The organism is Rhodococcus sp. NPDC059968 (genome assembly GCF_042738615.1).
In the GTDB taxonomy this organism is placed as follows: domain Bacteria; phylum Actinomycetota; class Actinomycetes; order Mycobacteriales; family Mycobacteriaceae; genus Rhodococcus_F.
This window is the reverse complement of the sequence record NZ_JBHWUE010000001.1, coordinates 403,497-423,986: the sequence shown is the minus strand read 5'-3', so window position 1 is coordinate 423,986 and position 20,490 is coordinate 403,497. Positions and strand designations below refer to the sequence as shown.

General features: G+C 67.6%; 21 protein-coding genes. 10 read left to right on the top strand and 11 right to left on the bottom strand.

Annotated features, from left to right (window positions below; translation table 11 throughout):
- Nucleotides 1-27 precede the first annotated feature (27 nt).
- Nucleotides 28-1,233, bottom strand: a complete 1,206-nt coding sequence (locus ACFWAY_RS01975) for a macrolide family glycosyltransferase (protein WP_378509673.1) — start codon at nucleotides 1,231-1,233, stop codon at nucleotides 28-30.
- A gap of 94 nt (nucleotides 1,234-1,327) precedes the next feature.
- Between ACFWAY_RS01975 and ACFWAY_RS01970 the strand changes: the two genes are divergently transcribed.
- The gene (locus tag ACFWAY_RS01970; protein WP_378455754.1) at nucleotides 1,328-1,945 is read left to right on the top strand and encodes a TetR/AcrR family transcriptional regulator; all 618 of its coding nucleotides are present in this window, start codon (nucleotides 1,328-1,330) and stop codon (nucleotides 1,943-1,945) included.
- A 9-nt stretch (nucleotides 1,946-1,954) separates the two neighbouring features.
- On the opposite strand, the gene malQ is transcribed toward ACFWAY_RS01970, so the two are convergent.
- A complete protein-coding gene (gene malQ, locus ACFWAY_RS01965) occupies nucleotides 1,955-4,060 on the bottom strand; it encodes a 4-alpha-glucanotransferase (protein ID WP_378509672.1) in 2,106 nt (701 codons plus the stop codon).
- 194 nt (nucleotides 4,061-4,254) lie between these two features.
- Between malQ and ACFWAY_RS01960 the strand changes: the two genes are divergently transcribed.
- Together ACFWAY_RS01960 and ACFWAY_RS01955 are read left to right on the top strand one after the other, a co-directional pair.
- Nucleotides 4,255-4,902: a HemK2/MTQ2 family protein methyltransferase gene (locus tag ACFWAY_RS01960; protein ID WP_378455756.1), complete on the top strand. Its 648-nt coding sequence runs from the start codon at nucleotides 4,255-4,257 to the stop codon at nucleotides 4,900-4,902.
- Between the two features lie 57 nt (nucleotides 4,903-4,959).
- Nucleotides 4,960-5,253, top strand: coding sequence for a WhiB family transcriptional regulator (locus ACFWAY_RS01955; RefSeq protein ID WP_378509671.1), 294 nt, complete (start codon nucleotides 4,960-4,962; stop codon nucleotides 5,251-5,253).
- Between the two features lie 44 nt (nucleotides 5,254-5,297).
- On the opposite strand, the gene purQ is transcribed toward ACFWAY_RS01955, so the two are convergent.
- Together purQ and purS are read right to left on the bottom strand one after the other, a co-directional pair.
- Complete coding sequence (purQ, locus tag ACFWAY_RS01950; RefSeq protein WP_378455758.1) at nucleotides 5,298-5,975, bottom strand: phosphoribosylformylglycinamidine synthase subunit PurQ; 678 nt, start codon at nucleotides 5,973-5,975, stop codon at nucleotides 5,298-5,300.
- The gene (gene purS / locus ACFWAY_RS01945; RefSeq protein ID WP_378455759.1) at nucleotides 5,972-6,211 is read right to left on the bottom strand and encodes a phosphoribosylformylglycinamidine synthase subunit PurS; all 240 of its coding nucleotides are present in this window, start codon (nucleotides 6,209-6,211) and stop codon (nucleotides 5,972-5,974) included. The genes purQ and purS overlap by 4 nt, the downstream gene beginning before the upstream one ends.
- Nucleotides 6,212-6,342: 131 nt before the next feature.
- Between purS and ACFWAY_RS01940 the strand changes: the two genes are divergently transcribed.
- Nucleotides 6,343-6,990: an MBL fold metallo-hydrolase gene (locus ACFWAY_RS01940; protein WP_378455760.1), complete on the top strand. Its 648-nt coding sequence runs from the start codon at nucleotides 6,343-6,345 to the stop codon at nucleotides 6,988-6,990.
- A 50-nt stretch (nucleotides 6,991-7,040) separates the two neighbouring features.
- On the opposite strand, the gene ACFWAY_RS01935 is transcribed toward ACFWAY_RS01940, so the two are convergent.
- The 3 genes from ACFWAY_RS01935 to ACFWAY_RS01925 form a co-directional block, all read right to left on the bottom strand.
- Nucleotides 7,041-7,745, bottom strand: a complete 705-nt coding sequence (locus ACFWAY_RS01935) for a DUF2334 domain-containing protein (RefSeq protein ID WP_378455761.1) — start codon at nucleotides 7,743-7,745, stop codon at nucleotides 7,041-7,043.
- 97 nt (nucleotides 7,746-7,842) lie between these two features.
- Nucleotides 7,843-8,337 (bottom strand): glutathione peroxidase, encoded by a 495-nt coding sequence (locus ACFWAY_RS01930; RefSeq protein ID WP_378509670.1) that lies wholly within the window; start codon nucleotides 8,335-8,337, stop codon nucleotides 7,843-7,845.
- 82 nt (nucleotides 8,338-8,419) lie between these two features.
- Nucleotides 8,420-9,805 (bottom strand): cation:dicarboxylate symporter family transporter, encoded by a 1,386-nt coding sequence (locus tag ACFWAY_RS01925; protein ID WP_378455763.1) that lies wholly within the window; start codon nucleotides 9,803-9,805, stop codon nucleotides 8,420-8,422.
- 160 nt (nucleotides 9,806-9,965) lie between these two features.
- On the opposite strand from ACFWAY_RS01925, the gene ACFWAY_RS01920 reads away from it, so the two are divergent.
- From ACFWAY_RS01920 to ACFWAY_RS01910, 3 genes are all read left to right on the top strand, one after another.
- Nucleotides 9,966-11,531, top strand: a complete 1,566-nt coding sequence (locus ACFWAY_RS01920) for an ATP-binding protein (RefSeq protein WP_378509669.1) — start codon at nucleotides 9,966-9,968, stop codon at nucleotides 11,529-11,531.
- Nucleotides 11,528-12,217, top strand: coding sequence for a response regulator (locus ACFWAY_RS01915; protein ID WP_378455765.1), 690 nt, complete (start codon nucleotides 11,528-11,530; stop codon nucleotides 12,215-12,217). Before ACFWAY_RS01920 ends, ACFWAY_RS01915 begins: the two co-directional genes overlap by 4 nt.
- A 238-nt stretch (nucleotides 12,218-12,455) precedes the next feature.
- Nucleotides 12,456-12,635, top strand: a complete 180-nt coding sequence (locus ACFWAY_RS01910; protein ID WP_015888663.1) for a hypothetical protein — start codon at nucleotides 12,456-12,458, stop codon at nucleotides 12,633-12,635.
- A 99-nt stretch (nucleotides 12,636-12,734) separates the two neighbouring features.
- On the opposite strand, the gene ACFWAY_RS01905 is transcribed toward ACFWAY_RS01910, so the two are convergent.
- Genes ACFWAY_RS01905 through ACFWAY_RS01890 form a run of 4 tightly spaced genes read right to left on the bottom strand, consistent with a single transcriptional unit; the run spans nucleotide 12,735 to nucleotide 16,737 of the window.
- On the bottom strand, nucleotides 12,735-14,864 hold the full coding sequence (locus ACFWAY_RS01905) for a S9 family peptidase (RefSeq protein ID WP_378509668.1): 2,130 nt from the start codon (nucleotides 14,862-14,864) through the stop codon (nucleotides 12,735-12,737).
- Nucleotides 14,865-14,867: 3 nt separating this feature from the next.
- Nucleotides 14,868-15,752, bottom strand: coding sequence for a phosphoribosylaminoimidazolesuccinocarboxamide synthase (locus tag ACFWAY_RS01900; RefSeq protein WP_378455767.1), 885 nt, complete (start codon nucleotides 15,750-15,752; stop codon nucleotides 14,868-14,870).
- 11 nt (nucleotides 15,753-15,763) lie between these two features.
- Nucleotides 15,764-16,072 carry a hypothetical protein gene (locus tag ACFWAY_RS01895; protein WP_378455768.1) on the bottom strand — a complete coding sequence of 103 codons (309 nt, stop codon included), beginning with the start codon at nucleotides 16,070-16,072 and terminating at the stop codon, nucleotides 15,764-15,766.
- A gap of 11 nt (nucleotides 16,073-16,083) precedes the next feature.
- Nucleotides 16,084-16,737, bottom strand: coding sequence for a DJ-1/PfpI family protein (locus ACFWAY_RS01890; RefSeq protein WP_378455769.1), 654 nt, complete (start codon nucleotides 16,735-16,737; stop codon nucleotides 16,084-16,086).
- Nucleotides 16,738-16,945: 208 nt separating this feature from the next.
- Here ACFWAY_RS01890 and ACFWAY_RS01885 point away from each other — a divergent pair, with 208 nt between their 5' ends.
- From ACFWAY_RS01885 to ACFWAY_RS01875, 3 genes are all read left to right on the top strand, one after another.
- Entirely contained in the window at nucleotides 16,946-17,902 is a 957-nt protein-coding gene (locus tag ACFWAY_RS01885; protein WP_378509667.1) for a GlxA family transcriptional regulator, read from the top strand.
- A gap of 96 nt (nucleotides 17,903-17,998) precedes the next feature.
- Nucleotides 17,999-19,453, top strand: a complete 1,455-nt coding sequence (locus ACFWAY_RS01880) for an MDR family MFS transporter (RefSeq protein WP_378509666.1) — start codon at nucleotides 17,999-18,001, stop codon at nucleotides 19,451-19,453.
- Entirely contained in the window at nucleotides 19,450-20,490 is a 1,041-nt protein-coding gene (locus ACFWAY_RS01875) for a D-2-hydroxyacid dehydrogenase (RefSeq protein ID WP_378509665.1), read from the top strand. The genes ACFWAY_RS01880 and ACFWAY_RS01875 overlap by 4 nt, the downstream gene beginning before the upstream one ends.

Here is a 20,490-nt window from a genome sequence, read left to right as displayed (position 1 = left end):
ACGTGACCACCGACACGTTTCGCGGCTTCAGAGGAACTTCTCGATCACCCTCACGGCGGCGTCCACTCCACCCGCAGAACGCAACTCGGCGGCGAGCTCCGCGCTGCGGCGCCGGACCGGCTCGGCGTCGACGTGCGCGAGCGCGTCCCGCAACTCGGCTGCCGACACGTCCGAACTGTCGACTCGCACCGCGACTCCCGCAGCGACGAGCGCGTCGGCGTTGTCGAACTGGTCGGTGGCCTGCGGCGCGGCGATCATCGGGGTTCCCGTGAACATTCCCTCACTGGACCCGCCCATGCCGGCGTGGGTGAGGAACGCGTCGGCCTGCCCGAGGATGTCGAACTGGGGCACCCACCGGTGGACCTCGACGTTGGCGGAAACGGTCCCGAGTTCGGCGACGTCGACGTGCTGCCCGATCTGCAGAACGACGTGCCAGCCGTCGAGGTCGCCGAACGCCTCGATGCAACGACGGTAGAAGTCGGCGTGATCGGTGAACGCGGTGCCGAGCGAGATGAGCAGCACTTTGCCCGCGTCTGCCGGGCGCTGCCACCTGCCGTCGGCGGGTCGCCGGGTGGGCAGAGCCGGTCCGACGAACGTGTAGACGTCCTCGTTCACCCGGTCGGCGTTGGGCTGCATCGATTTCGCGATCAGTACGACCGCCCGGGCCGGGCGGCCGTAGAACTCGTCCGGGTCCGTCTGGACACCGTTGTCCCGCAGCAGCTTCCCTTGCCGCGCGTACAGTGCCGCCCCGCGTGGGTCCGCCCGCATCGTGTCCACGAACGACTTCATGTCGTCTTCGTAGCCCTCCCACGCCACGTACGTCGGCGACAACTGCACGATCGGCACGCCCCATTCCTCGGCGAGGACGCGGGCGGGGCCTCCCGCGATGTCGTAGAGGAACAGGTCGGGGCGGTCGTCCTCGTACAGCGCCCGCAGTTGGGGCAGCATCGACTCGTACTCGGCCTGGAACAGAGTGAGCTGATCGATGGTGTCGCCGTCCCAGGACTTCTCGAACTCCTCCGTCGCACCCGCGGTGTTCACCCGCGGCAACGTCGAGGCGTATTCCTTGTACTCCGCCCCGGCGCTCTCGACGACGCCCTTCACTGCGACGTCGTTGGCGTACGTCACGCGGTGTCCGCGCGTAACGAGTTCTCGGAGAATCTCCAGGCTCGGGTTGACATGCCCGGGCGCCGGAATGCTGACCATGGCGATGTGCGAGCGGGTCATCTTCATCCTTTCCGATACGGAACGGTCCGTCTCGTTCAAGACTGGCACATGGCAGAAGTTGAGTCAAGACGATACGTCTCGTCTGGTCTACGATCCGTTCATGCCGTCCGCCGACAATCCCCGCCGTTCCGAACGGTCCCGTGCCGCGATCCTGCAGGCCACGCAGGAACTGATCCGCGAACAGCCCTACGGGACGATCAGCATCGAAGGCATCGCCGCGCGCGCCAAGGTCGGGAAACAGACCATCTACCGGTGGTGGCGGTCCAAGGGCGCGCTCGTCGTGGACGCCCTGCACGAACAGAACGCGGCCGGCGCCCAGGAGGGGGTGCCGACCGTCGAACGCGGGTCGACCATGGCCCTGCCGGACACCGGCGACCTCGCCGCCGACATGCGCCTGGTCCTGCGGGCCACAGTCGACGAGTTCACCTCGCCCGATTTCGAACCGCTGTTCCGGGCGCTGTCCATCGAATCGCTGCAGGACCCCGCACTGCAGGAACAGATCGTCGAGCGGATCTACCGGCCGCAGTTCGAGTTCGTCGCGGCGCGGTTCCGCTCCGCGCAGGACGCCGGGCAGGTGCGGCCCGACGTCGACCTCGCTCTCGCGTTCGAGTTGTTCATGGCGCCGATGTTCTACCGCTGGCAGAGCGGAGCGCATCCCCTCACCCACGACCACGCGGACGCCGTCGTCGACCTGGCGATGCGCGCCCTCGCACCCTGACGGCCGGGATCAGCCGGCGTCGTCGACGAACCCGAAATCGCCGTCCGCCAGGTCCTCGACGTGGACGGCACGCCCCGACGCGTCGGCGAGGGGAATCTTCCAGTTCGAGTACTGGGTCTCGTCGGTGCCCGGCTGATTCTGGACGCGGTACTCCCCCACCAGGTCGGCGAGAGCGACACCCGACAGCAACGACGGACTGCGGTTGATCAGCCGGTACAACGCTTTCACGGTGTCGGGTATCGACGCGTCGTCGGCGAGCAACCCGCGGTCGCGCGCCAATTGCAGCACGGCCTCGCGCTGCTGGGCGTCGTGTTCCTTCTCGAGTTCGAGGTCGCGCTCGAGGAGCCCGAGCCGCGAGCGCAATTCGATGTGTTCGCCGGCCAGGTATCCGGCGGTCGGCGGAAGATCGTGCGTGGTAACGGATGTCAGGCACAGGGTCCGGTACTGCTCCGGCGGTGTCGGCCGCTCGCCGTCGTGCTCGAACCACAGGATCGAGGTCCCCAGGATCCCGCGCTCGGCGAGGTAGTCCTGGACCGCGGGTTCGAAAACCCCGAGATCTTCGCCGATCACCACGGCGCCTGCGCGCTCGGCCTCGAGCGCGAGGATCCCGACGAGAGCCTCGTGGTCGTAGGAAACGTACGTTCCGTCCGCCGGCGACTCCGCGTCGGCGGGGATCCACCACAGCCGGAACAGCCCCAGAATGTGATCGACCCGCAGCCCACCCGCGTGCTTCAGCACGGTGCGCAGCATGTCGCGGTACGGGGCGTACCCCAGTTCGGCCAGCCGATCCGGTCGCCACGGCGGCTGATTCCATTGCTGACCCTGCTGATTGAAATCGTCGGGAGGAGCGCCGACGGTGATACCCTCCGCCAGAGCCGTTCCCAGCGACCACGCGTCCGCACCCCCGCGCTGGACCCCCACCGCCAGATCATGCACGATCCCGATGTCCATGCCCGCCGCGCGCGCCGCGTCCTGTGCGTCGGAAAGCTGTTCGTCGCATACCCATTGCAGCCACGAGTAGAACTCGATTCGCGGCGCGAGCTTGCGCCGCTGCGCCTGCACCCAGTCGCTGTCGGGCGCACCGGCCTTCGTCGTCCATCGCGGGTCGCCGGGCGGCAGTTTCTCGGTGAGCGCACACCAGGTCGCGAAGTCCTGCAGTCCGTCCCCCTCGACGCGGCAGAACTCCTCGAACGCGTGCTGCCTGCTCGGGCTGCGCTCGATCCGGAAGACCCGTTCGAGCACCCGGAGTTTGGCCCGATACGACGGGTTGCGGTCTATCCGGTCGGACCGGTCGTTCGCCCTCTCGAATCGCGCTGCGGCGTCACGCATCCGCGCATGGCGTCGCGTCGAGAGGTACGCCGTCTCCGGGATGTTCTCGACACGGATGTACATCGGGTTGACGTAGCGGCGGGTGGTCGGCAGGTATGGGGACGCCTCGATCGGTGGCCGGGGCTGCGCGGCATGCAGTGGATTGACCAGAACGTAGTCGGCGCCGTGAACGGAACCGAAGATCGACGCGAGATCCGCGAGGTCGCCGAGGTCCCCAACACCCCAGGAACGACGCGACCGGATCGAGTACAACTGTGTGAGCACACCCCAGCGTCGGCGGGCGCTCAGTGCGTCGGACGTCGACAATCGTGCCGGTGTCACCACGAGCGTGCACGACGAGGACGTGAGCGAGGTGGACGCCCGCACCGTGTGCCACCCGCACGGAACGTCGGATGGGACGACGAACGTCGCGCGGCCGACCAGGGCGCCGTCGACTTCCCGTGGATCGACCCACACCTGGAGTTGGCGTGCCGGGACCGTCCCGCCCGACTCCGTGTCGATCGTGACGTCCACTGACTCGCCGTGCGGAACGTGGACCACGAAACGGGTCTCGGATCCGTCCCTACCGACGACAACGGGCGGCAGCATTCGCCGCCACGGTGCCACGTCGCATTCGGACAGGGCGCGCCGCACCTCGTCTTCCGTTCCTGCGGGAACGCCCAAGGCCGAGAGGACAGTGCGGAGCGTGTCGTCACGCACGTCGTGGCGCTGCTGATCCCAACCCCGGTACGACGTCGCCACCCCGTGCCGGGCCGCGAGGTCACGCAACTGCTCGGTGTACGTCACCCGTCGATCGTGCCAGTTCACCTCGGAATCTGCGCGACTTCCGACCCGTGCCACGGCGGTCGGAGCGCATCGGCGTGATTGGCCCTGCGCCCCGCGGGGTAACTGTGGAGTGATGAGACGCACGGCGTCCACGGTGAGCCCCAAAGGCATGCCGTGGACGCATCAGGATGCGACCGGCGACCGAGGAGTTTTCGATGCTGCTACGTCTTCCCGGAGTCTATCGCCCGCAACACGATACGCAGTTGCTGGCCGACGTCCTGGCGGCGGAGCCTCTCGGTCCCCATTCCCGGGTACTCGACCTCTGCGCGGGGACCGGCGCGCTGAGCGTGCGCGCCGCCGCCGCCGGCGCGGGCCGGGTGACCGCGGTGGACGTGTCGAGGCGAGCGGCGATCAGCATCAGACTCAATGCCCTTGTCGGAGGACACCGGATCCGGGTGATTCACGGAGATCTCATCGAGCAGGTTCGCGAGGAACGGTTCGACGTCGTCGTGTCCAACCCGCCGTACGTTCCGGCGCTGGTCGACGCCGTGCCCGACCGCGGTCCGGCGCGGGCCTGGGACGCGGGTAAGAACGGTCGCGCACTGCTCGATCGGATCTGCTGCCAGGCCCCCGACGTTCTGGTCGCCGGTGGCGTCCTGCTGCTGGCACAGTCCAGCCTGAGCGGAGTCGAGAAGACGCTGACGATGCTCGAGGAACAGAACATGCGGGTCGACGTCGCCGCGACCGCCGAGATCCCCTTCGGACCGGTCCTCGTCGAACGCAGAGGCATGCTCGAGCGGCGAGGGCTCATCGAGGCCGGCCAGACCCGCGAAGAGATCGTGGTGATCCGCGCCGTCAAGTAGGGATCGAATGTGTGCCACAACGCTTTTCAGTGCCGACGACACTCCGAGGGAGCCGATATGCCGTCATCCACTCGCCTTCCCAACCCCAACACCGAGGCCTGGGACTGGCAGATACACGCCCTGTGCCGCGGCGTCGAATCGTCCGTGTTCTTTCATCCCGACGGCGAGCGGGGCAATGCCCGCAGCAACCGCGAACGTCGCGCGAAAGCGATCTGCCGACGCTGCCCAGTTCTCGTCGAATGCCGGGACCACGCCCTGAACGTGACCGAACCGTTCGGAATCTGGGGCGGGCTCACCGCGTCCGAACGCCGCGGCATCTCACAGCACGGCGAGGGAACCGTCGCCGTCTGACCCGGCACCGTGCAGGCCCTCGGCCACACACGGTGCCGGTCGGTTCAGGCGGAGATGACGCTGTCGAGGACGGAGTAGAACATGCCGAGCCCGTCGTCGCTGGGGCCGGTGAGGGCCTCGGTGGCATGCTCGGGGTGCGGCATGAGGCCCACGACCCGGCCGTTGGCCGAGGAGATGCCTGCGATGCCGCGCTGCGAACCGTTCGGGTTGTCGCCGACGTAGCGGAACACGACGCGGCCCTCACCCTCGAGTTCGTCGAGGACGTTCTCCGACGCCTGGTAGCGGCCCTCGCCGGACTTGAGCGGGATGAGGATCTCGGCACCCGACTCGTAGCGGGACGTCCACGCCGTCGACGAGGCCTCGACCTTCAGCCACTCGTCGCGGCAGATGAAGTGCAGGCCTTCGTTACGGGTGAGCGCGCCGGGCAGGAGGCCCGCTTCACACAGAACCTGGAAGCCGTTGCAGATACCGAGGACGGGCATGCCACCCTGCGCGGCCTGCACGACCTTGCCCATGACGGGCGCGAACCGGGCGATGGCGCCGCACCGCAGGTAGTCGCCGTAGGAGAAGCCACCGGGGACGATGACGGCGTCGACACCCTTGAGGTCGGCGTCGCCGTGCCACAGGCTCACGGCCTCGCCGCCGGCGAGGGTCACCGCGCGGGCGGCGTCGACGTCGTCGAGGGTGCCGGGGAAAGTGATGACTCCGACGCGGGCGCTCATGCTTCGACGCGCCTCACGGTCCAGTTCTCGATCACCGTGTTGGCCAGCAGGGCCTCGGCGATCTTCTCGAGCTGAGCGTCGTCGACACTGCCGTCGACCTCGAGCTCGAACCGCTTGCCCTGACGGACATCGGAAACTCCAGCGAAGCCGAGCCGCGGCAGCGCTCCGACAATGGCCTGCCCCTGGGGGTCGAGAATCTCGGCCTTGGGCATGACTTCGACGACGACACGGGCCACGTGCTGCTCCTTGTTGTTGTGCGCGAGCCCAGAGTGGAACACCGGGCACCCGGAAGTTTACCGGGCTACCTGCCTGCGGTTCGCATCGGACGAACGGGACGAGCCATGCACGCAGGCGCATACTCGAATTCATGCGATTGACTCACTTCGGCCACAGCTGCGTCCTCGTCGAGTTCAACGGTTCCACCATCCTCTTCGATCCGGGAAACTTCTCCCACGGATTCGAGGGCATCACCGGACTGGACGCAATCCTGATCACCCACCAGCACCCCGACCACGTCGACCAGCAACGACTGCCCGCCCTCGTCGAGGCGAACCCCGGCGCGGCGCTGTACTCCGACCCGCAGACCGCGGCCCAACTCGGCGGCGCGTGGACGGGGGTGCACGCCGGCGACGAATTCGACATCGGCGACGTGCACGTCACCGGCACCGGCGGCAGGCACGCGGTGATCCACCCCGACATCCCCGTGATCGACAACACGGCGTTCCTGCTCGGCGACGCCGGCAACCCCGCCCGGCTGATGCACCCGGGCGACTCGCTGTTCGTCCCGGAACAGAAGGTCGACGTGCTGGCCCTGCCCGCCGCGGCGCCGTGGCTGAAGATCTCCGAGGCCATCGACTACCTGCGCGCCGTCGCACCGCGGGTCGCGGTGCCCATCCACCAGGCGATCATCGCGAACGAGGCAACCGGCATCTTCTACGGCCGCTACTCGGACATGGCACCCGAGGGCACCGAGTTCCGCACGATGCCGAGCGAGTCGAGCATCGAAGTGGCCTGACGGCCCTGTGAGTACTTGTCAACCGCCCGCGGTTAATAAGTACTCACGGGTCAGGCGGCACCGATCTGCGGGATCCGCGGCTCCCAGCGGTACACGTGCGGTTGCGCGTCGTGGTAGAGCGCGAGGTCGACGGCGTCGAGCATCGCCTGCCGCGGTCCCGACGTGCCCAGTTGCTTGGCGGTGACGGCGAGGCGCACCACGCCCCCGCGCCTGGCGGTCCGTCCGGAGCCGAGTACGAGCGCCCGGCACCACCACGGTTCGGCGCGGAATCCCTCACCGATCCCCAGCACCCGCGACCGCACCGACGTCTCGCGTTCGAGGTCGTGGATGGCGGTCATCGTCGCCAGCAGCCGGAACCCGGCGGACGGCAGAGCCGCGACAGCGCCCTGCGACGCCAGCCAGCGGGGAGGAGCGAACAGTCTGGTGCGCAGTCCGGTCTGCTCCATCACCCGGTCCGCCGCGAGCAGTCGCAACCGCGCCTCGTGCTCGGGAAGCGACGCGAACTCGGCCCGGCGACGTTTGGTCGCGGCCTGGTCGTATCCGTGCAGGACGACGGCGTCGCCTCGGGATCGGCGCGCGCGGACCCAGTCCTGCGTCGCGGGGTCGTTGACCAGTCGATACTTGTCTTTCAGGCGCGGGGCGACGAGCAGCGACAGCGGCACGCCGCGCGCATCCATCTCCTCGGCGAACGCGGCCGCGAAGTCGCGTGTCTCGTCCTTGATTCCTGACACCGACACGATCAGCTGTCCGGTCATGGCCCCAGCGTGACAGGTGAACGTGAACGGCGAGCAAAGCTCGTGCGCCTTTCCGGTAGTGGGTGCTACCAGAAAGGCGCACGAGCGGCGGAGCCGCCTACTTGGGCAGGACCGCCTCGATGGCCTCGACGACCTCGGGTGCCTCGGGCTCGGTGCGGGGACGGAACCGGTTCACGACGGTGCCGTCGGGTGCGACGAGGAACTTCTCGAAGTTCCACTGGATGTCGCCCGCGGCGCCCTCGGCATCGGCGGCCTTGGTCAGTTCGTCGTAGAGCGGGTGCCGGTTCTCACCGTTCACCTCGATCTTCTCTAGCAACGGGAACGTGACGCCGTAGGTGGTGGAGCAGAAGGTCTCGATCTCTTCGGCGGTGCCGGGCTCTTGACCCATGAACTGGTTGCACGGGACGCCGATCACGGTCAGCCCGCGGTCGGCGTAGTCGGTGGCGAGCTTTTCGAGGCCCTTGTACTGCGGGGTCAGTCCACACTTCGAGGCGACGTTCACGACGAGGACGGCGCGACCGTCGTATTCGCCGAGTGAGGTCGGCGTGCCGCCGAGTGTGTTGATTCCGATGTTCTGAACAGGTGTCGTCATGCGAACCAACGTAGCCAACAAACCTCTGTGCGCCCAGGCTTCGAATCGCCCGGGCGCACAGAGGTTTACTTCGGAGTGGGTGTCAGCTCTTCACGAGCACCCGCGGCTCGTCGGCGGCAGGGGTCTCGGTGACCTGCTCTTCGACGACCTCGCCGTGGCCGTCGTCGACCATCGTCGACTCGTCGAACGGGAGCTTGCCGTCGAGGACGGTGCGGACGCGCTCGTTGTCGATCGTGTTGGTCCAGGAACCGACGAGCAGGGTGGCGACGGCGTTGCCGGAGAAGTTCGTGACCGCGCGGGCCTCGGACATGAACCGGTCGATACCGACGATGAGGCCGACGCCGTCGAGCAGTTCGGGACGGTGGCTCTGCAGGCCGCCTGCGAGGGTGGCGAGCCCGGCGCCGCTGACTCCGGCAGCACCCTTGGACGCGATGATCATGAACACCAGCAGCGACAGCTGCTCGGGGAAGGACAGCGGCTGGCCCATTGCGTCGGCAATGAAGATCGACGCCATGGTCAGGTAGATCGCCGTGCCGTCGAGGTTGAACGAGTAGCCGGTGGGGACAACGACACCGACGGTGGTGCGCTCGACGCCGACGTGTTCCATCTTCGCGATCAGACGGGGCAGGGCCGACTCGGACGAGGACGTGGCGAAGATCAGCAGGTACTCACGGGCCAGGTACTTGACCAGCTTGAAGATCGAGACGCCTGCGACGACGCGGAGCACGGATCCGAGGACACCGAACACGAAGATCAGGCAGGTGAGGTAGAAGCCGAGCATGAGCGTGGCGAGCTGAACGACGGCGCTGAGACCGGTCTGACCGACAACGTTCGCGATGGCACCGAAGGCCCCGATCGGTGCGAGCCACAGGATCATCGACAGGATCTTGAAGACGAGCTTCTGCACGGAGGCGACACCGCGCAGGATCGGCTCACCCTGCTTGCCGAGGGCCTGCAGTCCGAAGCCGACGAGCAGCGCGACGAACAGGGTCTGCAGCACGCTTCCCTCGGTCAGCGCCGACATCAGCGAGGTGGGGATGATCGACTGGAGGAAGTCCATGGTGCCGCCGGCGCCGTGGGCCTTCTCGGCGAGCGCCGCTCCGGTGCCCGCGGTGTCGGCGCTGATGTTCAGGCCGGAGCCCGGGTTGAGCAGGTTCCCGACCACCAGACCGATGCCGAGCGCGACCGTGGACATGCCGATGAAGTAGGTGAGGGCGAGTCCGCCGACCTTGCCGACCTTGGCGGCGGCCTTCACCGATCCGATGCCGAGCACGATGGTGCAGAAGATGACCGGGCTGATCATCATCTTGATGAGGTCGACGAACATCGTGCCGAGCACGCCGAGCGACTTGCCGACTCCCGGAGCCAGCCATCCGACGAGGATGCCCGCGACGACGGCGACGATGACCCCCATGTACAACCAGTGTGTCCGGTCGCGCTTCTTGGTCTTCCCTGTCGCAGTACTCATGGGATTGTCCTCCAATTCGAGTGGCAAGCTGATCGGTGAGGCCGGTTAGTGACCGCGATCACGTCTTGGAAGAATCTTCTAAGCGATCGCTTGGCTGGAGAAGTTTGTGTTCATTACGTTCAGGAGAAATGCATTGCCGCACCATCCGCCGAGAGGGCCCATGAGCGTCGCGAGGCAGCTCTTCCTCCTGCAGCTCGTCGTGTTGGTGCTGGTCATCGGCGCCGGGACCGCGCTGGCCATCGTCGACCAGCGCCGCGACAGCGACGAGACCACCCGACGTGCCGTCACGGCCGTCGCGACCACGCTCGCGCTGTCGGACGGCACCGTCGAGGCCTTGCGGTCCCCCGACCCGACGGCGGTGCTCCAACCCCAGACCGAGCGGATCCGTGCCGCGACCGGCACCGATTTCATCGTCGTGATGACGCCCGCAGGCATCCGCTTCACCCACACCAACCCGGAGCTGATCGGTGGTGTGTTCTCCGGGAACATCGAGCGCGCTCTCCGCGGGGAGACGTTCACCGAGACGTATGCCGGTTCCTTGGGACCGTCGATCCGGGCCGTGGCCCCGGTGTACGACGGCGACCGGATCGCGGGTCTCGTGTCCGTCGGCGTCACGCGCGAGAAGATCGGCGACCAGTTCGCCGCAAGTCTGCCGACCATCTTCGCGGTCGCCGCGATCGGTCTGGCGGTGTCGGCGGCCGGATCGTTCCTGCTGAGCCGGCGCCTGCGCCGTCAGACGCTGGGAATGGCGCCGGACGAGCTGCGGCAGATGTACGAGCATCACGACGCCGTCCTGCACTCGATCGGCGAGGGCCTGGTGGTGCTCGGCCGCGACAGCGGTGACACCGCGAAGGCCGAAGTGGTGAACGACGAAGCGCGCCGCCTCCTCGATCTCCCGGAGGGACCCGTCCCGCTGGCCGCGCTGCCGGAGTCGCTGCGGCAGTCGCAGGACGACGATTCCCGGGACGAGGTGCACGTGACCCCGGATCGCGTGCTGCTCGTCAGCCGGGAGCCCGTGACGTGGGAGGGACAGCGTCTCGGGACGGTGCTGACCCTGCGCGATCGCACCGAATTACAAAGCGTCATGGGCGAACTCGATTCCGTGCGCGGATTCGCGGAATCGCTGCGGTCGCAGGCCCACGAATCGGCGAACCGTCTGCACACGATCATCACGATGGTCGAACTGGGCCGCTACGACGACGCGATCGCGTTCGCCACCGAGGATCTGCGGTTGTCGCAGGAACTGATCGACCGCCTGATGACGGCGGTGCACGAACCCGCCCTGGCCGCACTGCTACTCGGCAAGGTGGGTGTGGCCGCCGAACGGGGAGTCGACCTGACCGTCACCGAAGACACCGCCCTCGGCCCCGTGGCGCCGCTCAGTGCGCGTGAACTCGTCACGCTGGTGGGTAATCTCGTGGACAACGCGATCGACGCCGCCCGCGGTGCGACGGAATCCCCCGGAGAGGATGCGTGGGTGGAAGTGACCGTCCGTCAGGAGGATTCGATGATGGTGGTTCGGGTGGCCGACAGCGGCCCCGGTATTCCCGCCGACGAACTCGACAAGGCGGTCACGCGCGGCTATTCCACCAAGTCGGGTCAGCGCGGGCTCGGACTGGCGTTGGTGGCCCAGGTGGTGGCGCGGCACGGCGGGACGATCCACACGGAGCCGTCGCTCGGATCGATGATCGTCGTCGAGATCCCGATCGAGGGGGACGCCTCGTGATCCGCGTGATGATCGTCGAGGACGAACCACTCATCGCCGAGGCGCATCGGGCGTATGTGGAACGCATTCCGGGTTTTTCGGTCCACACCGTCGTTCACGACGGCAACGGCGCCATGCGCGCGGTCGCCGCCGCGAACGGCAGCGACGACCCCATCGACCTCGTCCTCCTCGACATCGGCCTGCCGGATGCCAGCGGCCTCGACGTGGCGGCGGCACTGAGCGGCGTGCGACCGAGTCCCGACGTGATCGCCGTGACCTCGGCCCGCGACCTCGAGATGGTCCGCACCGCCGTGGCGCGCGGAATCGCCTTGTATCTGCTGAAGCCGTTCACGTTCGCGGCGTTCCGCGACAAACTCGAGCGGTACCGGGAATTCCGCGACGCCCTGCCCGCCGGAAGCAACGCGCTGAGTCAGCACGACATCGATCGGGCGATGTCCGCACTGCGCACTTCCGACGAGCGCGCGGCGTCCCCGAAAGGCGTTGCACCGCAGACACTCGACCACGTCTCGGCATGCATCCGCGACGCTGCCGGTCCACTGACGGCGGCCGAGGTGGCAGCCAGCATCGGGGTCTCCCGGGTCACGGCCTGGCGGTATCTCGAACGTCTCGCCGACGACGGGGTGCTCACCCGGCACACCGAGTACGGCAGGGCGGGGCGTCCGCAGATCCGGTACGCGCTGCGCTGACCTGCAGAGAGCGAGCCCATGCGGTTCGTCCGCGAAAATGCATATCTCGGCACCGCGACAGCCGAACCGTCGGGCTCCAGAACTGACATCCGACTGCCACTGCGGCACAGCCGTATTGACCCGGTACCCGAACCGCGACGAGAAAGTCCCGAACCGGGGTTGTGACCTGCATCACATCGGTGGACGATTGTAGAGGAGTCACCTCCGGCTCGCAGTAACTCAGTCAAGGACCTTCACAATGTCTAGCAGAATTGCCACCACACTCGCCGCAATCGCATTGACCCTGTCACTCGGTACTCTGGCTGCTCCCGCAGCTGTCGCCGCACCGGCTGCACCCTCACCGACCCCGGCAGTCGGTTCGATCGCCGTCTGCCTCAACCTGCCACTGGGGTCGGCCAGCATCAGTTTCTGCATCTGAGCCGTGCGAGGCGGAAGTCCCCTGACACTCCGATTTCCGCCCGCCCACCGATGCCTTTCACACGCCGAGATCGGATCCTCGGCGGGGGTGCCGCAGTACCTATTCGCCGATCGTGTCGAGCACCCAGGCGAATTCGAACGCTACTTCCTTCCACTTCTCGTAGCGTCCGCTGACACCGCCGTGCCCGGCGCTCATCTCCGTCTTGAGGAGGAGCGGCGAGTCGCCGGTCTTGGTGGCGCGCAGTTTGGCGACCCACTTCGCCGGTTCGACGTAGAGCACCCTGGTGTCGTTGATGCTGGTGATCGCGAGGATCGCCGGGTAGTCCTTGGCCTCGACGTTCTCGTACGGGCTGTACGAGCGCATGTATTCGTAGACCTCGGGGTTCTCGAGCGGGTTGCCCCACTCGTCCCATTCGATGACGGTCAGCGGCAGTGAGGGGTCGAGGATCGACGTCAGCGGGTCCACGAAGGGAACGTTGGCGAGGATGCCGGCGAACAGTTCGGGTGCCAGGTTCGCCACCGCACCCATCAGCAGGCCGCCTGCGCTGCCGCCATCGGCGATCATCTGCTGCGGCGTGGTGCGTCCGGTGTCGATCAAATGCCTTGCGCTCGAGACGAAGTCGGTGAAAGTGTTCATCTTCGTGAGCGTCTTGCCGGTCTCGTACCAGTGCCGGCCCATCTCGCCGCCGCCGCGCACGTGCGCGACCACGAACACCACTCCGCGGTCGAGCAGGGACAGCCGCGCGACGGAGAACGCGGGATCCATGCTGGCTTCGTACGATCCGTACCCGTAGAGGAGGGTGGCGGCGGGGTCGTCGACGCCGTTCGTCTTGCGCCGGACGATCGAGAGCGGGATGCGCGTCCCGTCCTCGGCGACGGCCCAGTCGCGTTGCTGCTCGTAGTTGCCGGCGTCGAATTCGCCGAGCACGGGTTGCGACTTGCGCAGGGCGAGTTCACCCGTCGACAGCACGTAGTCGTAGACCTGGCCGGGCGTGATGAACGACGTGAACGCCATCCGCAGTGTCGGCTGCCGCCACTCCGGGTTGGCCCCGAGCCCGACGCTGAAGAGTTCCTCGTCGAATGCGATCTCCGTGAACTCGCCGTAGCCGCCCTCGCCGAGGGGCCAGATGGCCAGCCGGGTCAACGCTTCCCGGCGGTAGCCGAGCACGAGGTGATCGGCGAATGCGTCGACCTCCTCCAACCGCACGTCGGAGCGGTGCGGAATGAGGATGGTCTGCGACGTGGGGTCGGACACCGGGGCGTCGGCGAGCACGAAGTTCTCGGCCTTCTCCCCGTCGACGACGTCGTTGTGCATGATCAGGAAGCGGTCTTCCCCCGCGACGACCGCGTGCTCGACGCCGTACTCGACGCCCTCGCGTCGCGGCAGCACCACCCGGAACTCGCCCTCGGGATTCTCCGATTCGAGCACCCAGCCTTCGCTGGTGATCTTCGACCCCACCCAGATCATGAGGTACTTCTCGCTCCGAGTGGACCCGACCGACACCCAGAACCGCTCGTCCGGCTCGTGGAACACGGTGACGTCCTGCGCGCGGTCGGTGCCGAGCTTGTGCCGCCACACGGTGTCGGGGCGCCAGGACTCGTCGACGGTGAGGTAGAAGACGTGACTGTGGTCGATGGCCCAGGTAGCGCCGGGCGCGGTGTCGGGGATCTCGTCGGGCAGCAGTACGCCGGTCACGAGGTTCTTGAAGCGCAGCGTGTAGCGCTCGTCGCCGACCACGTCGACCGAGTACGCGAGGAGCGTGCCGTCGTGGCTGAGAGAGAAGGCGCCGATGGAGAAGAAGTCGTGCCCCTCGGCCTCGGCGTTGCCGTCGAGCAGGACCTGCTCATCGGTGAGTTCGACACCTGGAGCCAGCTCCGGCGGGGTCCAGTCGTCGGTGCCGGCGATCGGCGCCCGGCACTGGACGCCGTACTGCTTACCCTCGATGGTGCGGGCGTAGTACCACCAGTCGCCCATGCGGGTGGGAACCGACATGTCGGTTTCCTGCGTGCGGGACTTGATCTCCTGGAAGATCTGGTCGCGCAGCGGCGCGAGATGCGCGGTCTGCTGCTCGGTGTACGCGTTCTCGGCCTCGAGGTACGCGACGACTTCGGCGTCTTCCTTCTCGCGCAGCCACTCGTACTCGTCGACGAACGTGTGACCGTGGTGGACGCGTTCGGTGGGGACCTTCTTCGCGACCGGCGGGGTGAGTTTCGCGCCTTCGGAGGTCATGTCTCAGCCCACCCAGTCCGCGAACGACAGACCCGAGATCCGCTCGTACGCTTCGATGTACCGCTCGCGGGTCGCCTCCACGATCTCCGCGGGCAGCGGCGGCGGCGGAGTGTCGGACGCGCGGTCCCAGCCGGATTCGGGGCCGGTGAGCCAGTTGCGGACGAACTGCTTGTCGAAGCTCGGTTGCACCTTCCCTGCCTCGTACCCGTCGGCGGGCCAGTACCGGGACGAGTCGGGGGTGAGGACCTCGTCGGCGAGAACCAGGTTGCCCTTCGGGTCCAGTCCGAACTCGAGCTTGGTGTCGGCGAGGATGATGCCGCGGTCCGCGGCGAAGTTGGACGCCCGGCCGTAGACGTCGAGGGTGTCGTCGCGCAGCTTCACGGCCAGATCCTGGCCCACCTTCTCGACCACGGCCTCGAAACTGATGTTCTCGTCGTGCTCGCCCAGCTCGGCCTTGCTGGCGGGCGTGAAGATCGGGTCGGGAAGCTGGCTCGCCTCCACCAGACCCTCGGGCAGTGCGACTCCGCACACCGCGCCGGTCTCGTTGTAGTCGATCAGTCCCGACCCCGTGAGGTAGCCGCGGGCCACGCACTCGACGGGGACCATGTCCAGCTTCCGGACCACCAGCGCGCGGCCGAGGACCTCTTCGGGGATCCGGCTGTCGTCGGGTTCCCCCGCCAGATGGTTGTTGCCACCGAGGACGCCGAAGAAGAAGACGCTCATCGCGGTGAGCACCCGACCCTTGTCCGGGATCGGGGTGCTGAGGACGTGGTCGTAGGCGGAGATCCGGTCGCTCGCGACCAACAGGAGGTGCTCGTCGTCGATCGTGTAGAGGTCGCGGACCTTGCCACCGGCCAGATGGGCGTATGAATCGAGTGAGGGGCGCACGGTGACCCAGCCTATCGGTCGGGCACCGACCGGCGGCCGCTGACCTTCGAGCTGGGCAGACGTCCCGCCGTCGACTTCCCCGTCATCTCGTCGCCCTCGACGAGGACATCGAACTGCAAGTGGAGACGCAGCGGCTTGGTGATGGACTGAGCCCAGGTGAGCCGGTTCCCGTCGAGCGTCGGGTCGGTGAGCGGCACTTCCTCGGAGGCTCCGCGAGCGATGCCGCGGAGTTCGCCGTCCTGCGTGACGAAGGTCAATTCGACTCGTTGCTTCCCGATGGGTGTGGCGATCACGACGTTCCAGGTGCCGTCGACAGACATGGTTGTGCTCCTTAGATGGTGGTGGGTTCGAGCCCACGGGCACACCAGACGGTGCCGCGGCGCTCGTAAGCGAACAACGTCTCGACCGCGTGGGCGATGCGCGGTCCCAGCTCCCGTTCGAGCAGATACAGTCCGAGGTCCAGACCCGAGGTGACGCCGGCCGCGGTGACGAGGTCACCGTCGTCGACGACGCGGGCGTCCACGGCGACCACCCCGGTGGCGTCGAGCAGATCCATCCCCAGGTGATGGGTGACGGCGTGGCGCCCTTCGACGAGTCCTGCCATCGCGAGTACGAGCGAGCCGCCGCAGACGGTCGCGACGATCAGGTCCGGGTCCGCACAGGCCTCCCGCAGTATGTCGGGGAGCCGCGTCTCGAGGGTCCGCCCGAGAATTTTCGGGATGGTGTCGTCGCCCTCGGTGCGCTCCTCCACACGCCCCGAGGCACCCGGCACGACGATCACATCGGCCCGGCCCGCGTCGAGCGTCGCGGCGGCCCGCAGACTCAGCGGCGCTGTTCCGCTGGGAACCTCACGCACGCCCTCCGCGGAGGCCAGTTCGACGGTCAGCGCGCCGTCGGCGTACAGGCCACCCGCGTGCAGTACCTCGAACGGGGCGATGACGTCGAGCGGGTCGAAGCCGTCGAACAGCGCGATCTGGACATGCATCCGTGGTGCCTTTCACTGTCTGCCTCGTGCCGAGTACACGGGGCCGTCAGTGACGCTAGCCAGCCGGCCGAGACCGGAGAACTGGCATTTTCGCCATATTCCAACGGATTCTCGCCACTCCATTTCTGCAGATTTTCCCGATGCGCAACGGCATTCACCGCTGTCATGCACTCTTGGCGGAAATCAATCGACTCCGTAAGTTGTAGCCATGCACACGGTGGCAGTCCTGGCGCTCGACGGTGTCATCGCGTTCGATCTCGCCACCCCGGTCGAGGTCTTCGGCCGCACCAGGTTGCCGGACGGACGCGCGGCCTACCGGGTGAAGGTGTGCGCCCCGGACGGTGACGTGGACGCCGGCGCATTCACACTCCGCGCGCCCTGGGATCTGAGCACTCTCGACGCCGCCGACACGATCATCCTGCCGGGGCTGGCCGACCCCACCGCGCCGCTTGCAACCGACGTACTCGAGGCGCTGCGCCGGGCGGCCGACAGTGGAACCCGAATCGCGTCGATCTGCGTGGGAGCGTTCACCTTGGCCGCCACGGGACTACTCGACGGCAGACGGGCGACGACGCATTGGGCGGCCGCCGAACTCCTCGCCTCGCGTCACCCTCTGGTCGACGTGGACCCGGCCGTGCTCTACGTCGACAACGGCCAGTTCCTGACCTCGGCCGGTGCCGCGGCAGGCCTCGACCTGTGTCTGCACATGGTCCGCTCGGATCATGGGTCGGCGGTGGCCGCCGACGCTGCCCGGTTGTCGGTCATGCCGTTGGAACGCGAAGGCGGACAGGCTCAGTTCATCGTTCACGAACGTCCACCGTCCGCGGAGCTGACGAGCCTCGAACCGCTGCTCCTGTGGATGCAGGAGAACAGCCGCGAAGACCTGACGCTCGACGACCTCGCCCGGCGAGCCGGGATGAGCACCCGCACCCTCAATCGGAGATTCCGCGAGCAGACCGGCACCACACCGTTGCAGTGGCTCCACCGCGTCCGGATTCATCAGGCGCAGTACCTCCTGGAGACCACCGCTCACTCCGTCGACCGCATCGCCGTGCAGGTGGGGTTCGGGTCGCCGACCGCGTTCCGCGATCGGTTCAAGCGCGTCGTGGGGACCAGCCCCCACTCCTACCGCGCGGCGTTCCGCGGATCCTCGGCGACCGCGTAGCGCCTTCGCGGGCACAGCCGCGGAACACTTCGTCTCCCGTTGTCGTTACCGTTGGTCAGGAACTCTTGTGAGCGCGGTAACCGGAAAGGGTGGGTAATGGCGACGGACACGGCCCCGGTCGACGTCGGGTTCCGCTCGGAACGCGGACCGATTCTGGTGTCGCTGATGCTCACGACATCACTGGTCGCGCTCGATGCAACCATCATCTCCACCGCCGTATTCACCATCGTCGGCGACCTCGGCGGCTTCTCGCAGTTCCCGTGGCTGTTCTCGATCTACCTGCTCACCCAGGCCGTGTCGGTGCCGATCTACGGCAAACTGGCCGACATCTTCGGCCGCAGGCCGGTGATGCTCCTGGGCATCGCGCTGTTCGGTGTCGGCTCGGTGCTGTGCGGGATCGCGTGGAGCATGCCCGCGCTCATCGCGTTCCGTGCGGTGCAGGGTCTCGGCGCCGGAGCCGTCCAGCCGATGAGCATGACCATCGCCGGAGACATCTACACGCTCGCCGAACGCGCCAAGGCCCAGGGCTATCTGGCCAGCGTGTGGGGCATGTCGGCGGTGGTCGGCCCGACCGTCGGCGGGGTGTTCTCCGAGTACCTGTCGTGGCGGTGGATCTTCTTCGTCAACATCCCCCTTTGCCTGCTCGCGGCCGTGATGCTGATCCGCAGCTTCGACGAGAAGCAGGTGCGCACCCAGCGGTCCATCGACTACGCCGGCGCCGGAATCCTGGCAGTCGGGGCGACACTGCTCATCCTCGGACTCCTCGAAGGCGGGCAGGCCTGGGCGTGGAGTTCACCGATCAGCCTCGGCATCTTCGCGGCGGGCTTCGTGTTCCTGATCGTCTTCGTCCTCGTCGAACGGCGCGCCGCCGAACCGGTGCTGCCGCTGTGGGTGTTCACCCGGCGGGTTCTCGCCGCGAGCAGTGTCGTGTCACTGCTGGTCGGCGCGATCGTCCTGGGGCTGACCACCTACGTGCCGACCTTCACCCAGGGCGTCCTCGGGACGGGCGCACTGGTGGCCGGGTTCGCGCTGGCCACCCTGACCATCGGCTGGCCGATCGCCGCGTCGCAGTCCGGGCGCGTGTACCTGCGTTTCGGCTTCCGGGTCACGGCCACCGCGGGCAGCCTGCTGGTCGTGGCGGGCACCGCTCTCACGTTGAGCCTGTCCATCGAGTCCGCGGTGTGGCAGGTGGCGATCTGCTGCTTCGTCATCGGCGGCGGCATGGGACTCGTCGCGAGTCCCACCCTCATCGCGGCGCAGTCGAGCGTCGACTGGTCGGAGCGCGGCGTCGTCACGTCGACCAACATGTTCGCCCGGTCCATCGGCAGCGCCGTCGGGGTCGCCCTGTTCGGTGCCCTCGTCAACGCGCGACTGGGCGGCGCCGACAACCCTGCCCCGGGCGATCTGGCCGGCGCCCTGCATCTGGTGTTCGTGGCCGCCCTCGGCGCGGCCGTCGTACTCGTCGTCGCCGCGGCGGCGATGCCGAAGTCCGCCTCCGCGCCGGAGGTCGAGCCGAGCGCACCGACGTCCGACCCGGCTGTGAAGGAGTGACCGTGCCCGACGCCTGCGTCGACGTACTCGTCGCGTCGTATCTCGAGCAGGACCTGGTCGACAGGATCGCAGGCTGCGACCCTCGGATCCGGGTGTCGTATGCACCCGAACTGCTCCCCCGACCTCGATGGCAGAGCGATCACGTCGGGGTGCCGCGCGAGCTGACGGCCGGCGAGCACGACCGGTGGACGTCGATGCTGCGGACCGCAGATGTGATGTTCGATTTCGACTGGCGCCACCCCGAACGCACACTCGACCAGTCGCCGAATCTGAAATGGATCCAGGCGACGTCCGCCGGCGCCGGGCAACTGATCGAGAAATTCGGGCTGTCGCAGGCACCGCTGACGGTGACGACCGCCGCGGGAGTCCACGCCGATCCGCTGGCGGAGTTCGCGCTCGCCGGCATTCTGCATTTCGCGCGCGGACTCCCCCGGCTGATCGCCGACCGGCAGACCCGGACCTGGCGCAAACAGGAAACGACCGAGCTCGCAGGACGCCACGCGCTGGTCGTGGGCGCCGGCAAGATCGGCAGGCGCACAGCGGAACTTCTCCGGTGCTTCTCCGTCACCGCCGACGGGGTTGTCCGCAACCCACGACCTGCCGGCGCCCCCTTCGACAGCATGACCACCACCGACCGGATCGCCGAGCACCTGCCCACCGCAGACATTCTCGTGATCTCCTGCGCCCTCACCGACGGCACTCGCGGGCTGATCGGACGCCCGGAACTCGCCGCCCTCCCCGACGGCGCGCTGGTCGTCAATCTCGGACGGGGACCGATCATCGACGAAGACGCTCTCGCAGAAGCACTGTCGACGGGCCGGCTGGGCGGGGCGGTCCTGGACGTCACCTCCACCGAACCGCTGCGGGAGGATTCACCGTTGTGGACGGCCGACAACGTCATCCTCAGCCCGCACAGCGCCGCCAACGTGCCGTCCGAAAACGGGAAGATCGTGGATCTGTTCGTCGAGAACCTCGGACGCTACCTGTCGGGTGACGCCGCGCTGCTCAACGAGTTCGACTTCGACGCGGGATACTGA